Genomic DNA, 14,829 nt, shown 5'->3' with positions numbered 1-14,829 from the left:
GCCCGCCCGGCGCCCGGCGTCCGCCGGTATCAGGCGGCGAGCAGCGACGCCTCGCGCTGCCCGCGCACGAGCTGGCCCGGCAGCGCGCCGGTGGGCTCGCCGTTGCGGTAGGTCACCATGCCGGAGACGATGGTGGCGACGTAGCCGTCCGCTCCCTGGTACATCCGGCGTCCGCCCGCAGGCAGGTCGTGGCGCACCGTGGGGACGTGCAGCCTGAGCCGCTCGAGGTCGATCAGGTTGAGGTCCGCCTTGCAGCCGGGCACCAGGCGGCCGCGGTCCTGCAGGCCCGCCAGTGCGGCCGGCTCGCTGGTAAGCGCCGCGATCGCCTGCGGCAGCGGGATCCGCTCCGCGGGCGCGGCGTCACGCGCCCAGCGCTGCAGGAAGTAGGTGGGGAAGCTGGCGTCGCAGATCATGCCGTAGTGCGCCCCGCCATCGGCGAGGCCCACCACGGTGTGCGGATGGCCGAGCATCTCGCGCACTGCGCGCAGGTTGCCTTCCCGGTAGTTGGCCGCCGGCTGGTAGAAGACCGCCTTGCCGTCGTTCGCCAGCAGCAGGTCGTACGCGTACTCCTCCACCGGGAGGTCCGCCGCGCGGGCGCGCTTGCCGATGGTTTCGGCCAGGTCCGGCTCGTAGTCGGGCTCGTCGCTCCACGGGAAGGAGAACTGGAAGGCCCGCGCGGTCTTCACGTTGATCGGGTTGCCGTCCTCGGGCTGCTCGGACAGCAGCTGGGCGCGGAAGACCGGGTCCTTCATCCGGGCGACGCGCTCGGCGAGCGGCAGGTCCTTGATGGCCTTGTAGCTCGGGTGGAAGGCGAAGGGGTGGAAGCTCAGGTCCAGCCCGTAGAACATGCCCACGGGCCGGGGCGCCACCTGCGCGCGCATCTGCAGGCCGGCTTCGGCCGCCTCGTCGAGCGCGGCCAGCGAGGTGCGGTAGGCGTTCTCGTCGCCGGTGGGCATCTGGATCAGCGTGTAGGACAGCGGCGCGCCGCTGCGCTCGGCCAGGCGGCGCATCAGTGCGAACTCCGAGGCGGCGTCGCCCATCGGCGCCGGAATGATCTGGAACACGCCGCGGCCCGCGTCCTTCAGGCCGTCGGCGAGGGCGGCCAGCTCGTCCTCCTCGGAGAACAGGCTGGGCGCGAGTTCGCCGGCCTTGGTCCGGTGCAGCATGTTGCGCGAGGTGGTGACGCCCAGCGCGCCGGCGCGCACCGCCTCGGCGGTGAGTGCGCGCATCGTCGCGAGGTCTTGGGCAGACGGCGGCTCGTGGGCCGCGGCGCGCTCGCCCATCACGTAGACGCGCAGCGCCGAGTGCGGCAGCTGCGCGGCCACGTCGACGTCGAAGCGGCGCGCCTCGAGCGCGTTCAGGTATTCGGGGAAGGTCTCCCAGTTCCAGGGCAGGCCCTCGGTCATCACCACTTCGGGCACGTCCTCGACGCCTTCCATCACCTTGACCAGCATGTCGCGCTGCTCGGGCCTGCAGGGGGCGAAGCCGACGCCGCAGTTGCCCATCACGACCGAGGTGACGCCGTGGCTGGAGGAGGGCGCGAGGCGGTTCTCCCAGGTGCACTGGCCGTCGAAGTGGGTGTGGACGTCGACGAAGCCCGGCGTGACCAGCAGGCCGCGCGCGTCGATCTCCTCGGCGGCAGCGCCGGACACGTTGCCGATGGCGGCGATGCGGCCGTCCTTGACGGCGACGTCGGCGATGCGGGGCGCGCCGCCGAGTCCATCGTGGACGGTTCCGCCGCGAATGATGAGGTCGTAGTCAGCCATGCGTCACTCCCTGGTGCGTATCGTTGTGGTGTTCTGTTCCATGCGCTCGCGGATGCGGCGCACGTGTTCGCGTCCCAGCCGCTCCGCGCGCTCCGGATCGCCCGCGAGCACCGCGGCGCCGATCGCGCGGAACTCGTCGAAGACTTCGGCCTGCATCGTGCTGAAGCCGAACCGGGCGCGCAGCACATGCACCTGCACGCTGGGCAGGACCCGGCGCAGCGCCTGGTTGCCGCCGGCCCTGATCAGCGTTGCGTAGAAGGCCTTGCGCGCGGCGGCGAAGCGCCGAGGGTCGTCCAGTTCGCGCGCCTGTTCGAGCTGCCGCAATGCGTTGCCGACCGCTTCGGCCACGCCCTGGCCGCTGACTGAGCGCGCCGCGGTACGCGCCGCGAGCCCGAGCAGCAGCTCGGTGAGCTCCAGCGTGTCGAGCGCGTCCGCGAGCGTCACTTCGCTGATCCGCGCGCCCTTGTTCGGGCTCAGCGTGACCACGCCGCGCGCGGCAAGCCGTTGCAGCGCATCGCGTACCGCGCTGCGGCCTACACCGAAGCGTTCGCACAGGTCGGCCTCGACGAGGCGCTGGCCGGGGGCGAAGCCGCCTGCCTCGAGACCATCGACGATGGCGCGGGCGAGCTGCGCGGAAGCGCAGGTGCGGGCGTCGCCTGGCTGGGCCGGGGCGGACTGGGGGCGAAGGGAGAGGGCTTCGATGGTCACGGAGATGCGCGGCGACGAGCGATCGTCGCCAGGATTGTCGACAAGATTGTGTACGGAGCTCCTTGCCAGGGCAAGAATTGCGCTGGCACGTCGTTCCGGTTCGCGGGTTTCAGCGTGCCGACAGTCGCCAGAGCGAGGTCAGTTCTGCCCTGCGGGCCGCGTGCAGCGGATCCGCCGGATCGGATGCCCGGGGATGGGTGGGACGCACGTCCAGCCGCCCCAGGACCGCGAGGCCGGCCGCTTCGAAGGCGGCGAGGAGCTCCTCGCGGCTGCGCAGTCCCAGATGCTCGGCGAGGTCCGACAGGATCAGCCAGCCTTCGCCGCCGGGCTCCAGGTGCGCTGCGAGCCCGGCCAGGAAGCCGAGCAGCATCCGGCTGCCAGGATCGTAGACCGCCTCCTCGAGGGCCGAGCCCGGGCGCGCCGGCAGCCAGGGCGGGTTGCAGACGATCAGTCCCGCGCGGCCCGGCGGGAAGAGATCTGCCTGCAGCACCTCGACGCGCTCGGCGAGGCCCAGGCGCCCGATGTTGTCGCGCGCGCAGGCCAGCGCACGCGGATTCAGGTCGGTGGCGATGACGCGGGCAACACCGCGCCGCGCGAGCACCGCGGCCAGCACGCCGGTGCCGGTGCCGATGTCGAAGGCGGTGAGCGTGGCAGCAGCGGCCGGCAGCGGCGCCTGCGCCACCAGGCCGACGTATTCGCTGCGGACCGGCGCGAACACGCCGTAGTGCGGGTGGATTCGTCCGCCCGCGGCAGGCGTCTCGATGCCGCGCTTGCGCCATTCGTGTGCGCCGATCACTCCGAGGAGCTCGCGCAGTGGCACCACGGAAGCAGCCTGCGCCGGTCCCCATGCCTCCTGGCAGGCCTGCCGCAGGTCGGGCGCGCGCCGCAAGGGAATCGCGTAGTCGGCATCGAGGGGAATCAGCAACATGCCGAGGGTGCGGGCGCGCTGCGCGCGGGACTGGCGCTCGCGGTTGAAGGCATCCGCCAGCGATCCGGCCGGGCGCCTGGCGCCGGCGCCGGCTGCGACGCGTGGCTTGCGGTCGACGCGGCTGGCCAGGGCCTTGAGCAGCTGCCGCGCGTTCTGGAAGTCGCCGCGCCAGAGCAGCGCGGTGCCCTGGCAGGCGGCGCCATAGGCGTCGTCCGCCCGGCTACGGTCGTCCACGACCAGTATGCGCACGGGCGGAGGGGCGCCGCGCTCGGAGCGCCAGAGCGCCGAGCGCTCCTCGCCGTTCTCGGTCCAGCGGGCCATCGGCGGCGCCGGCGGCCGGGCGTCGGGCGCCCCGGGTGCTGGCGGCGCGTTCAGAATTTCTCGTTCCGCCCGAGGTAGCGCCACTGCCCAACGGGCAGGCGGCCCAGCGGCACGCTGCCGCTGCGCACGCGCTTGAGCCCGGTGACGGTCAGGCCCACCAGCTCGCACATCCGGCGGATCTGCCGCTTGCGTCCCTCGCGCAGCACGAAGCGCAGCTGGTGCTCGTTCTGCCAGGACACGCGCGCCGGCCTTAGCTTCACGCCGTCGAGTTCCAGGCCATGCCGCAGCCGCTCTAGGCCCTCGTCGTTCAGCTCGCCCTCCACGCGCACCAGGTACTCCTTCTCCACTTCGGAGTCCTGGCCGATCAGGTGCCGCGCCACGCGCCCGTCCTGCGTGAACACCAGCAGCCCGGTCGAGTCGATGTCCAGGCGACCCGCAGGCGCCAGCCCGCGCAGGTGCCCCGGCGTGAAGCGCAGCGGCGTCGGATCATCGGCCCATCGGTTCTCGGGCCGGATCAGCACCACCGCAGGCTGGTAGCCGTCCTCGGCCTGGCCGGACACATAGCCCAGCGGCTTGTGCAGCAGGATCGTCACTTTCTCGCCCTGGTGCTCGAGGGCAGCGGGATCGATTTCGATGCGCGCCTGCGGCGGCACCCGCGCGCCCAGCACGTCGACCACCTCGCCGTCCACCTTCACCCAGCCATTGACGATCCACTCGTCGGCCTCGCGCCGCGAGCACAGACCCAGCTCGCTCATCCGCTTGGACAGGCGGGGATCGCCGGGGTTCTCGTGCGGGGGGATGCGTGTGGCGGGCAGGTCGGCAGGCGTGCGGGCAGGCGCGGCCTGCGCGGGCGTGGCGTGACGGGGCGTGGCCTGAGGGAGCGTGGACGCAGCAGGCGAGGGCTGTACCCCCCGGGCAGGCCCTGCCCGCTGGGGTGCGGTCCGGCCCGGCGTCGTGCTCCCATGCACAGCCTCGCGCGGCGCAGCCTGGCGCGGCGCGGTCCGTCCCGATGAGTCCTGGCGCGGCGCAGTTTGGCGCGGCGCGGTCAGTCCAGGAGAGTCCTGGCGCGGCATCGCCTGGGCCGGCACCGATTCGGGTGGCTCCGTCTGGGCCGCCGCCGTCTGGGCCCGCGCTCCCGCCTCGGCCCGCGCTTCCGCCGCCGGCGGCTGCGGGTTGGCTTGCACCGGTTTCGCACGCTGTGCGCGCCGGGCGCGGGAAGATGGCGCCTTCTGCGGCGCGGCGCGGTCGGGCCGCTTGGGAAGCTTGAGGGTGGGTCGGTTCATGGAGCGAGTGCCTGGCGCCCGGACGGGCGCCCCTGCACATGATAGCGGTTGGATGGCCTCCGGCCCCATGCGCGGCCAAGGGGATCACGCGGATGCCGCGCCCCGGCCTCGGGTAGTCGAAAGCGGCGCGACGGGTATACGCCGGCGCCCGACGCTGCTACAGTGCGCCCCCATGAAGCTATGGATCCTGGACGCCGACGCGTCCGACGCCGACATCGAGGCGGGCTGCCGTGCCGCCGAGGCATTGATCACCTCCCGTGGACTCACCGTCGAGGCCGCGTACGCCGCCGTGCTTGCGCGTGCCGGCCGGGAGCGTTTCGACCGCCGCGCCGCCAAGGCCTGGGACGACGCGGAAGACGCCGCGTTCCGTGCCTGCTACGGCAATGGCGACGACTGGCCTGACGACGCCGTCCTGGCCCCGGCTGAAGAGGCTGGCAAGCCGGGCTGAGCGCCGGCCCGGATGCGCCCTCCGGGGCGGATTCCGGATCCTCTGGGTCGGCGTGCCGGTCGCTCCGACGGGCAAACGGTCACATCAGCCGTTCCCCGGATCGCTTAGCATCGCCCGGTCAAGATGGATGGCCGGGAATGACTACACCAGCGGAAACGCCCGCAGATCGCAACGCGCTGCTCCACCAGGCACTCGCCAGCCTGGAGGCGGCGTTCGCGCGCGCGCTCCGGGCTGCGATTCCGTCCGTGGCCGCGGAGCTGGAGCGTCTCGGCGAGCTGGAGCGTGACCATGCGGGGCGCCAGTCGCTCTATGCGGTCGCCGCGATGCTGCGCATCGAGGCGCGCGCGCGGATCCAGGCAGCCTCCCGGATGCTGCGCGAGCGTGCGCGCAGGTGCATCGAGTCGCTCGAGCGGGCAGGCGACGAAGGTGCGGCGCTGGAGCTGATCGAGGAGGAGGAGCTGCGCGTGCAGATCCTCGCCGCCGAGCTTGCCCGCGCGGTCCGCCAGCTCGGCGCGGACGATTACCTCGGATACGCGGCGCGCACCCGGGCGCTCAGGCAAGGTCTGTGGGAGGACGACGAGGTTAATCCCCTCGGCGCGCGCACGCTGGCGGCGGCGGCTCAGGCGGCCTTTGTCGGGCTCGGCGAAGCCGGGGCTGTCGCAGCCGGCATGCGCACTGCGCTCGCCGCGCACCTGCCGCCAGCGCTGGTCGGTGTCGTCGAAGAGACGGACCGCTGGCTGCGGTCGCGCGGTATCGAGGCGCCGCTGGCGGGCGCCGAGCAGAAGGCCGGCGCCGAAGCAAGCGCGTCGCCGGCTCCGGTGCAGACGCACGACGCGGCACGTGGCGGCGGCTCCCTGCCCGCTGCGCCGGACGCTCAGTCCGTCGGGGACCCCCCGCACCAGCTGCTGGCGACCGAGCAGGCGGCCAGGACCGCGGCCATGCTCGGCAGCTCGCCGTTCGCTGCGCCCTCGGCACGCCCGAAACTCTCGGTCGTCCCCACGCTGCAGCCGGTGGTCGAAATCGAGCGCGATGCGCTCGCCTTCGCCCACTCGATCGGGGTGGTGCCCTACAGCCGGGAGGCGCGCGCCGCGTTCTTCGGCAAGGCCCGCGCGCGGCTTCACGGGGCGGGGGTTCCGCCCGCCCAGACCGCGGTGGTCGACCTGGTCGCCGCGATGTTCGACTACGTCATCGATGACCAGCGGATCCCGGAAGCGGCAAAGCCGCTGGTCTGGCGGCTGCAGCAGCCGTCGGTGGCGCTGTCGCTTCTCGATCCCGCGTACCTGGGCGACGAGCCCCGCTCGCTGCGCAGGCTCGTCGAGAACGTCGGCGCCATCGTCAACGCCTTCGCCGACGATCTGGCGCGGGGCAGCGAGCTTTACCGGCGGCTCGACACCGTGGTGCGGGCGGTGGAGATCGTGGCCGGCGCGCTGCAGACACGCTCGGCGGTGATGGCGCGCCAGGTGGAGCAGGAATACGAGCGCGCCGCCCGCAACGTGTCCCAGCTGATCGAGCGCGTCGTGCAGGAGCGCACCAGCCTGGAGGAGACGCCGGGGCGCCGCAATCGCCGCGACTATCGGAACCGTCCGGACCGGGCGCGGGAGCAGGAGGTGACCGAGCGCCTTTCGTCGCTGCTCGCCGAGCGGCTGGGCAGGCACGAGGTGCCGGAGTCGGTGCGCGACTTCGTGCTGAACGTCTGGCTGCGCCACCTGCGCACCGCGATCCTGCGCGACGGCGAGGAGAGCTCCGAGTACACGGTGTCGCTGCAGGTGGTCGACGATCTGCTCTGGAGCCTCGACGAGGGCAAGGAGAGGCAGAGCCGCAGCCAGCTCGCGCAGAAGATCCCGCCGCTGATCCGACTGCTGGCGCAGGGTCTGCGTGCGATCGGTGCGCGCGACGACGAGTTCAAGCCCTTCTTCGACGAGCTGTTCCTGATCCATCTGCGCAAGATGCAGCGGCGGCGCCGAAGCGGCGACACCCGGACGGGCGAAGCTCCACGTACCCGCGGCGGTCGCCGCACCCGGATCCGGGGCGACACGATGACCGGGGCGCCCGTCACCGCGGCCGGGGAGGACGGGGGCGCGCATCCGATGCAGGGAATGCCGGCCGGGCCGAAGCCGACCGCGGCGGGGGCGCTTGTGCCGGACGCCGCTGCGCGCATCGGAGCAGACGCCGATGCCGCGCGGGGCGAGGGCGCGCACGCCGACGGCGCGGCTGCCGAGGGCGCCCGCGCCGAGTCCGACGGCGGCCGCCTGCTGGAGGTGCTGTCCTCGCTCGATCTGGGCGACCTGCCGCAGGCGCCGCGGGAACGCGTCGAGGATGCGGAGCAGGCACTGGCGTCGCTGCGCCGTGGCGACTGGCTGCGCCTGAGCGGCGACGGGGACGCCCCGGTGCACGCGAAGGTGGCCTGGATCAACGCCCGGCGCACCGTGGTGCTGCTGGTTCGCCATCCGGACCGGCGGGCGCTGTCGCTGCGATCCGCCGAGCTGCTCGAGCGGGTGCGGCAGGGCAGGGCGGTGAGGCTCTTCTAGGAGCGCCTGCGCGGCGCTCTGCCGCCCGGGTTTCTAGGCGCGGACGGCCCTGGCGCGCTCGCGCGCCGGGAAGGTGACCACATGGTCCGCGTCGAAGCGGATCCCGATGTGCTCGCCGATCGCATGGTTGTGATGGCTTGGAACCAGCGCCAGCAGTTCCGCGCCGCTGGGCAGCCTCAGCGAGTAGAGGAACTGCGCGCCCCGGAAGGCCTTTCGCACCACCTCGGCCATCAGCGGGCTGTGGTCGTCGTGGATGACGTCGTCCGGCCGCAGCAGGATCACCACCTCGCCGTGCGCGTCCGCGCTCGCGCTCGCGATCGCCTGGTCGGTGCGCGAACGGATCGGCAGCACGCCCAGCTCGAACTCCACGCTGGAGATGCCGTCGCGCTCGCGCAGCCTGCCCTGCAGGAAGGAGCCGAGCCCGACGAAGTCCGCCACCTCGCGGGTCAAGGGGCGATGGTAGAGGCGATACGGCGTGTCCCACTGCGCGATCGAGCCGGCGGTCATCACGCCGACCACGTCGGCCATGGCGAAGGCCTCGTTCTGGTCGTGGGTGACGAGCAGCGCAGTGGTGCGGGCCTCGTTCAGGATCTCCCGGAGCTCCATCGCCAGCCGCTCGCGCAGGTCGGGGTCCAGGTTGGAGAAGGGTTCGTCCAGCAGCAGCAGCGCAGGGCCCGGGGCCAGCGCCCGCGCCAGCGCCACCCGCTGCTGCTGACCTCCCGAGAGCTCATGCGGGTAGCGGCTGCGATAGTCGCCCATGCCCACCAGCGCGAGCATCCTGGCCACGCGCTCGCGTCGTTGCGCCGCGGACACCCGCCGCAGGCCGAAACCGACGTTGGCCTCCACGTCGAGATGCGGGAACAGCGCGTAGTCCTGGAACACCACGCCCACGCCCCGGTGCTCCGGTTCCACCCACTCCCGCGGCGACGCGATCACCTTGCCGTCGATGAGCACCTCGCCCGCATCCGGCCGCACGAAACCGGCGATGGTGCGCAGCGCAGTGGTCTTGCCGCAGCCAGAGGGCCCCAGCAGGCACCCGATCTGGCCGCGTTTCAGTTCGAAGCGCAGACCTTCGATGACGCGGGTCCGGCCGGCTGGGCCGTCGAAGGCCACGGCGAGGTCCCGGACCTCGAGTGCGGGCCCCGGAGCGGGCGCACCGGGCGCTGCATCGCCCTGCGGGGGGCTCTGGACGGCTGCGCCGCGCTGCGGATCGTCGGAACTGGGAGTGGGGGATGAATGCATATAATTCGCGTTCAGACGCATTCTACCGAAGCGCATCATCGAATCCACCGCATCCGTTCCGGCGCCGAAGTCGTCATTTCTGACGATCGAGCGGGCCTCGTCGACCACCCTCGCGACGCTGGCCGGCATCGGTGCGCTGATGGCGGCTGCGCCGATCGTGGTGCTGCTCTGGCTGGCCGCATCCCCCTCCGCAGGCTGGGACACCCTGGCGCACCTCGCAGCCACGGTGCTGCCCTCGACGATCGCCAGCACGCTGATGCTGGCGGCGGTGGTGCTTGCAGTGGTGCTGGTGGTCGGCGTCGGTTCGGGCTGGCTGGTGGCGGCCTACGACTTCCCGGGGCGCAGGTGGCTGGCGTGGGCGCTGGTGCTCCCGCTGTCGATGCCGGCCTTCGTGCTTGCCTACGCCTACACCGATTTCTTCGACACTTCCGGCCCGTTCCAGTCCTGGCTGCGCGGCATCACCGGCTGGGCGGTGCGCGAATACTGGTTCCCGGACATCCGCTCGCTGCCCGGTGCGGGCTTCGTCCTCGGGCTCGCGCTCTATCCCTACGTCTACATGCTGGCGCGCAATGCCTTTGCCGAGCGCAGCCCCTCGCTTGCCGAGGCGGCGCGCTCACTGGGAATGCACGGGCGCCTCGCCTGGTGGCGGGTGACCTGGCCGGTGGCGCGTCCAGCGGTGGCGGCTGGCTGCGCGCTGGTGCTGATGGAGACGCTGGCCGATTTCGGCACCGTCACCTATTTCGGGGTGGATACGCTGACTGCCGCCATCTACCGCTCCTGGCAGGGCCTCGGCGACCGGGTCGCGGCGGCCCGCCTCGCCTTCGTTCTGCTGGCCATGGTCGGTTTCCTGGTGCTGCTGGAGCGCCGCCAGCGCCAGCGCATGCGCTTCTACGCCCGCGGCGCCAAGCCGGCCCCCCGCACGCGGCTCGAGGGCGCCGCGGGCTGGCAGGCCTTCGCGCTCTGCTCGCTGCCGGTGCTGCTCGGCTTCGTGCTGCCGACGCTGCTGCTGCTGCGTGCCTGGCTCTCGGCCGGCGCGCCGACCGATCCGCGGATGTTCGAGTGGGTGCTGAACTCGGTGCTGCTTGCCTCGATCGCCGCGGCGTTGATCCTGCCCGTTGCGCTGGTCACCGCCTACGCCGCCCGCCTGGTGCGCAACCGCTTCGTCGGCCTCGCGGTGACGCTTGCCTGCGCCGGGTACGCGATGCCGGGCGTGGTCATCGGCGTCGGCCTGATGGTCTGGATCGGCAGCATCGACCGGATGCTCGGGATGCTGCTGCTCGGCGGGACCATCGTCGCGGTGGTCTACGCCTATGGGGTGCGCTTCTTCTCGATCGCCTACCAGGGCATGGAGGCGGCGCTTGCGCGGATCAGCCCGTCGATGGATAACAGCGCGCGCAGCCTGGGGCTCACGCCGGTGGAGGTGCTGCGCGAGGTGCACTGGCCGCTGCTGCGGCCCAGCCTGGCGGGCGCCGCACTGCTGGTGGTGGTCGACTGCCTGAAGGAACTCCCGGCCACGCTGGTGCTGCGCCCCTTCGATTTCGACACCCTGGCCGTCAGCGCCTATCACTTCGCTGCCGACGAGCGCCTGGCCGAGGCCGCGCTGCCTTCGCTGCTGATGGTCCTGGCAGGACTGCTGCCGGTGCTCCTGCTGTCGCGGTTCGCGGGGCGCAGCGCCGCAGGCGACAGTCCGGGGCGCCGCGCCATCGCCCCCGATCCTAGGGCTTGAGCTTCGCCAGCCCGACGGCCTTCATCACCACGCGCTCGTAGACCGGCTCGGTGGTCCCGTTGCGCATCTTGTGCATGAAGTACTTCTCGAAGCCGATCTTGGCCAGGTGCACCCACTTGCCCTGCGAGAACCAGTTGACGTTGCGCGGCGGGATCTGAGGCAGCGCGACGAAGGCGGCTCCCGTGTCGCCGAAGTCCGCAAGGCATACCGCGTTCCAGGTGGCGCGCTCGCGCGGCTCGGCGCCGTCGAGCAGCGCGCGGATGTTGTGCGCGGTCGCGGTGACCATCGACTCGATCATGTAGCCGGTCTTCGGCGTGCCCACTGGAACCGGCGTCGACTCCACCGGCGGAATCGCGACGCACACGCCGATGGCGAACACGTTGCGGTATTTCGCGTTGCGCTGGTGCGCGTCGATGGTGATGAAGCCGCGCGGGTTGGTCAGCCCATCGATCCCGAAGACGGCGTCGATTCCCTTGAAGGCCGGCAGCATCATCGAATACTTGAAGGGGAGCTCGTGGCGTTTCTTCTCCTTGCCGTCCTCATCGTGCTCGATCACGTGCATCACGCCGTCCTCGACCCTGTCGACCTTGGCGTTGCAGATCCAGCGGATATGGCGCTCGCGGAAGATCGATTCGAGCATGCCCTTCGAGTCCCCGACGCCGCCAAGTCCCAGGTGGCCCACGTACGGCTCGGAGGTCACGAAGGTCATCGGCACGCGGTCGCGGATCTTGCGGCGGCGCAGGTCGGTCTCCATGATCATTGCGAACTCGTAGGCGGGGCCGAAGCACGATGCGCCCTGTACTGCGCCGACGACGATCGGGCCGGGATCGGCGACGAAGCGCTGCCAGGTCCGCTCGGCCGTCTCGGCGTGATCGACGTGGCAGATCGACTGCGTGAATCCTTCGTGCGGACCGAGGCCGGGGATCTCGTCGAATGCGAGCTTCGGTCCCGTTGCGATCACGAGGTAGTCGTACTCGACGATCCGGTCGTCTTCGAGGACGATGCGGTTGCCTTCCGGGTCCACGCGCTTCGCGCCCACGGCGATGAAGTCGATGCCCTTGCGCGCAAGCGGACCGGCGGGGTCGATCTCGATGTCCTTGCGCTTGCGCCAGTCGACCGCCACCCAGGGATTCGAGGGCACGAAATGAAAGCTCGCGTCGCGCGAGATCACGGTGACCTTGTCATCGGGCCGCGCCATCGCCTTCATCTCGTAGGCCATCGACATTCCGCCGAGTCCGGCGCCCAGAATCACGATATGAGCCATCTGTGCTGCTCCTTTGAGCCCTTGCGGGTGACGGCGCCCTGCGTCGCGTCGGCCGATGCATCGGCGCCAGGCGTGCAAATCGCTACATCGTTATGAAGCGATATACCTGTCGCACGAGCTTATGCCCGCCGGCGCGGGCCGTCAATGCTGCCGGACCGGGGCATTCGGCCATCGTCGTGACTCGCAGTGGGGCTTGAAAACCGGCTGCAAAGATGTGCTATATTCTCGGTTTGCAGGCGCGTAGCTCAGCTGGTTAGAGCACCACCTTGACATGGTGGGGGTCGTTGGTTCGAGTCCAATCGCGCCTACCAGATACCCCGGGAAGCCTCGCGCTTCCCGGGACCGGGTTCTCCCGATCTGAACCTGCAGCAGTGTGGCAACAACGTGGCATCAGGGCGGCAACGACCTGGGCGCCGCGAGGGCGAGAGAAAGGGCCCGTCGATCATGTCGGTTATGACACCGCGAACTCAGCCGTCGCCGGAGTCCTGACGCCAGGTCGAGCTTCCTTTTGTCCCCAATCGAAAAGCGCGGCCCCGGCCGCGCTTTTTGTTTTTCCAGTCCCGTGATCCGATCGTGATCCGATCGTGATCGGGTTCACACCGCCGGCCGGCGCCACGCACGCAAGGCCGGGTCTCCGAGGATGCAGCAGATGGGCGAGAACGCAGTTGTCGATGCACCGGTCAAGGTCACGCTTCCCGACGGGTCGGTGCGCGAATTCCCCGGTCCCGTGACGGTGGCCGAGGTGGCGCGCTCCATCGGGCCGGGGCTGGCCAAGGCAGCGCTCGCCGGCCGGGTCGACGGCGAGCTGGTGGACACCAGCCACCGGATCGCGCGCGACGCGCAGCTCGCGATCGTCACCGAGCGCGACTCCGAAGGGCTGGAGATCATCCGCCACTCCACTGCCCACCTGCTGGCCTACGCGGTGAAGACGCTGTTCCCCGACGCCCAGGTCACGATCGGCCCGGTGATCGACAACGGCTTCTACTACGACTTCTCCTACAAGCGCCCGTTCACGCCCGAGGATCTCGCTGCCATCGAGGAGAAGATGCGCGAGCTCGCAGCCAGGGACGAGCCGGTGGTGCGCGAGGAGTGGGACCGCGACGAGGCGGTGCGTTTCTTCGAGGGCATCGGCGAGAAGTACAAGGCCGAGATCATCGGGTCGATTCCCGCGGGCGAGCGCATCTCGCTGTATCGCGAGGGCGGGTTCATCGATCTCTGCCGCGGACCGCACGTTCCGGCCACCGGCCGCCTGAAGGTCTTCAAGCTGATGAAGCTGGCCGGCGCCTACTGGCGTGGTGACTCGAAGAACGAGATGCTCCAGCGCATCTACGGCACCGCCTGGATCAGCCAGAAGGACCAGGATGCCTACCTGCACATGCTCGAAGAGGCGGAGAAGCGCGACCACCGCCGGCTGGGCCGCGAGCTCGACCTCTTCCACATGCAGGACGAGGCGCCCGGGCTGGTGTTCTGGCATCCGAAGGGCTGGGCGATCTGGCAGGCGGTCGAGCAGTACATGCGCGGCGTCTACCGCGACAGCGGATACCAGGAGGTGAAGGGTCCGCAGATCCTCGACCGCAGCCTTTGGGAACGCACCGGCCACTGGGACAACTATCGCGAGAACATGTTCACGACCGAGTCGGAGAACAGGCACTACGCGCTCAAGCCGATGAACTGCCCCGGTCACGTCCAGATCTTCAAGACCGGTCTGCGCTCCTACCGAGAGCTGCCGCTGCGCTATGGGGAGTTCGGGCAGTGCCATCGCAACGAGCCCTCCGGCGCGCTGCACGGCATCCTGCGGGTGCGCGGCTTCACGCAGGACGACGGCCACGTGTTCTGCACCGAGGACCAGATCCTCGACGAGTGCGTCGCCTTCACCGAGCAGCTGCAGCAGGTCTACACCGACTTCGGCTTCACCGACATCCTCTACAAGGTGGCCACCCGCCCCGACAAGCGCGTGGGCAGCGACGAGTTGTGGGGCAGGGCGGAGCAGGCGCTGATGGAGTCGCTGCGCCGTTCCGGCCTGGACTTCACCGTGTCGCCGGGCGAGGGTGCCTTCTATGGCCCGAAGATCGAGTACACGCTGAAGGACGCCCTCGGCCGCCAATGGCAGTGCGGCACGATCCAGGTCGACTTCAACATGGCGGAGCGCCTGGGCGCCGAGTACGTCGCCGAGGACAACTCCCGGCGCACGCCAGTGATGCTCCATCGCGCAATCGTCGGGTCGCTCGAGCGTTTCATCGGCATCCTGATCGAGAATCACGCCGGCGCCATGCCCATGTGGCTCGCGCCGGTGCAGGCTGCGGTGGCCTGCATCACCGACGCCCAGGCCGACTATGCGCAATCCGTTGCACAAACGCTGAGAAAACAAGGGTTTAGGGTTCAGACCGATTTGCGCAACGAGAAGATCAACTATAAAATCCGCGAGTTGAGCCTGCAGAAGCTGCCGTACATCCTCGTGGTGGGCGACAAGGAGAAGCAGGCGGGCAAGGTTGCCGTGCGTGCGCGCGGCGGTCTGGATCTCGGGGTGATGACGGTGGAGGAGTTCGCCGCGCGCCTCGCGCAGGACGTGGACGCGAGGCGCGCCATGCCCCTGCCCAGGCAGGCCTGAACCCTGG

At 70.7% G+C, this 14,829-nt stretch carries 10 protein-coding genes and 1 tRNA gene; 5 read left to right on the top strand and 6 right to left on the bottom strand.

Translation table 11 applies throughout. From position 1 onward, the window contains the following. Positions 1-29 precede the first annotated feature (29 nt). From HNQ70_RS03155 to HNQ70_RS20065, 4 genes are all read right to left on the bottom strand, one after another. Positions 30-1,766: an N-acyl-D-amino-acid deacylase family protein gene (locus HNQ70_RS03155; protein ID WP_183964125.1), complete on the bottom strand. Its 1,737-nt coding sequence runs from the start codon at positions 1,764-1,766 to the stop codon at positions 30-32. A gap of 3 nt (positions 1,767-1,769) precedes the next feature. Then, entirely contained in the window at positions 1,770-2,474 is a 705-nt protein-coding gene (locus HNQ70_RS03150; protein ID WP_183964123.1) for an FCD domain-containing protein, read from the bottom strand. Between the two features lie 109 nt (positions 2,475-2,583). After that, the gene (locus HNQ70_RS03145) at positions 2,584-3,723 is read right to left on the bottom strand and encodes a methyltransferase (RefSeq protein ID WP_183964121.1); all 1,140 of its coding nucleotides are present in this window, start codon (positions 3,721-3,723) and stop codon (positions 2,584-2,586) included. Positions 3,724-3,773: 50 nt separating this feature from the next. Continuing rightward, on the bottom strand, positions 3,774-4,478 hold the full coding sequence (locus HNQ70_RS20065) for a pseudouridine synthase (protein ID WP_246434569.1): 705 nt from the start codon (positions 4,476-4,478) through the stop codon (positions 3,774-3,776). Between the two features lie 700 nt (positions 4,479-5,178). Between HNQ70_RS20065 and HNQ70_RS03135 the strand changes: the two genes are divergently transcribed. Next, positions 5,179-5,454 (top strand): hypothetical protein, encoded by a 276-nt coding sequence (locus HNQ70_RS03135; protein WP_183964117.1) that lies wholly within the window; start codon positions 5,179-5,181, stop codon positions 5,452-5,454. Between the two features lie 137 nt (positions 5,455-5,591). Further along, on the top strand, positions 5,592-7,982 hold the full coding sequence (locus HNQ70_RS03130; RefSeq protein WP_183964116.1) for a DUF1631 family protein: 2,391 nt from the start codon (positions 5,592-5,594) through the stop codon (positions 7,980-7,982). A 33-nt stretch (positions 7,983-8,015) separates the two neighbouring features. Here the strand turns inward: HNQ70_RS03130 and HNQ70_RS03125 are convergent, their stop codons facing one another. Beyond that, on the bottom strand, positions 8,016-9,353 hold the full coding sequence (locus HNQ70_RS03125) for an ABC transporter ATP-binding protein (RefSeq protein ID WP_246434567.1): 1,338 nt from the start codon (positions 9,351-9,353) through the stop codon (positions 8,016-8,018). Between the two features lie 10 nt (positions 9,354-9,363). On the opposite strand from HNQ70_RS03125, the gene HNQ70_RS03120 reads away from it, so the two are divergent. Further along, positions 9,364-10,950: an ABC transporter permease gene (locus HNQ70_RS03120; protein ID WP_183964114.1), complete on the top strand. Its 1,587-nt coding sequence runs from the start codon at positions 9,364-9,366 to the stop codon at positions 10,948-10,950. Here the strand turns inward: HNQ70_RS03120 and HNQ70_RS03115 are convergent. Next, entirely contained in the window at positions 10,940-12,214 is a 1,275-nt protein-coding gene (locus tag HNQ70_RS03115) for an NAD(P)/FAD-dependent oxidoreductase (RefSeq protein ID WP_183964112.1), read from the bottom strand. The two genes, HNQ70_RS03120 and HNQ70_RS03115, sit on opposite strands and share 11 nt — an antisense overlap. Positions 12,215-12,448: 234 nt before the next feature. Between HNQ70_RS03115 and HNQ70_RS03110 the strand changes: the two genes are divergently transcribed. Beyond that, positions 12,449-12,525: transfer RNA gene (locus HNQ70_RS03110), tRNA-Val, on the top strand. Positions 12,526-12,863: 338 nt separating this feature from the next. Continuing rightward, on the top strand, positions 12,864-14,822 hold the full coding sequence (gene thrS, locus HNQ70_RS03105; protein ID WP_183964110.1) for a threonine--tRNA ligase: 1,959 nt from the start codon (positions 12,864-12,866) through the stop codon (positions 14,820-14,822). The last annotated feature ends 7 nt before the right edge of the window (positions 14,823-14,829 follow it).

The organism is Quisquiliibacterium transsilvanicum, assembly GCF_014202215.1.
Lineage (GTDB): Bacteria > Pseudomonadota > Gammaproteobacteria > Burkholderiales > Burkholderiaceae_E > Quisquiliibacterium > Quisquiliibacterium transsilvanicum.
Note: the sequence above shows the minus strand (reverse complement) of the source record. Positions and strands in the feature narration are given on the sequence as shown.

Excerpts from the sequence above, each read along its gene's own strand:
- HNQ70_RS03155 (WP_183964125.1), bottom strand. The coding sequence starts at position 1,766 with ATGGCTGACTACGACCTCATCATTCGCGGCGGAACCGTCCACGATGGA.
- HNQ70_RS03145 (WP_183964121.1), bottom strand. The coding sequence starts at position 3,723 with ATGGCCCGCTGGACCGAGAACGGCGAGGAGCGCTCGGCGCTCTGGCGC.
- HNQ70_RS20065 (WP_246434569.1), bottom strand. The coding sequence starts at position 4,478 with ATGAGCGAGCTGGGTCTGTGCTCGCGGCGCGAGGCCGACGAGTGGATC.
- HNQ70_RS03135 (WP_183964117.1), top strand. The coding sequence starts at position 5,179 with ATGAAGCTATGGATCCTGGACGCCGACGCGTCCGACGCCGACATCGAG.
- HNQ70_RS03130 (WP_183964116.1), top strand. The coding sequence starts at position 5,592 with ATGACTACACCAGCGGAAACGCCCGCAGATCGCAACGCGCTGCTCCAC.
- HNQ70_RS03125 (WP_246434567.1), bottom strand. The coding sequence starts at position 9,353 with ATGCCGGCCAGCGTCGCGAGGGTGGTCGACGAGGCCCGCTCGATCGTC.
- HNQ70_RS03120 (WP_183964114.1), top strand. The coding sequence starts at position 9,364 with ATGGCGGCTGCGCCGATCGTGGTGCTGCTCTGGCTGGCCGCATCCCCC.
- HNQ70_RS03115 (WP_183964112.1), bottom strand. The coding sequence starts at position 12,214 with ATGGCTCATATCGTGATTCTGGGCGCCGGACTCGGCGGAATGTCGATG.
- thrS (WP_183964110.1), top strand. The coding sequence starts at position 12,864 with ATGGGCGAGAACGCAGTTGTCGATGCACCGGTCAAGGTCACGCTTCCC.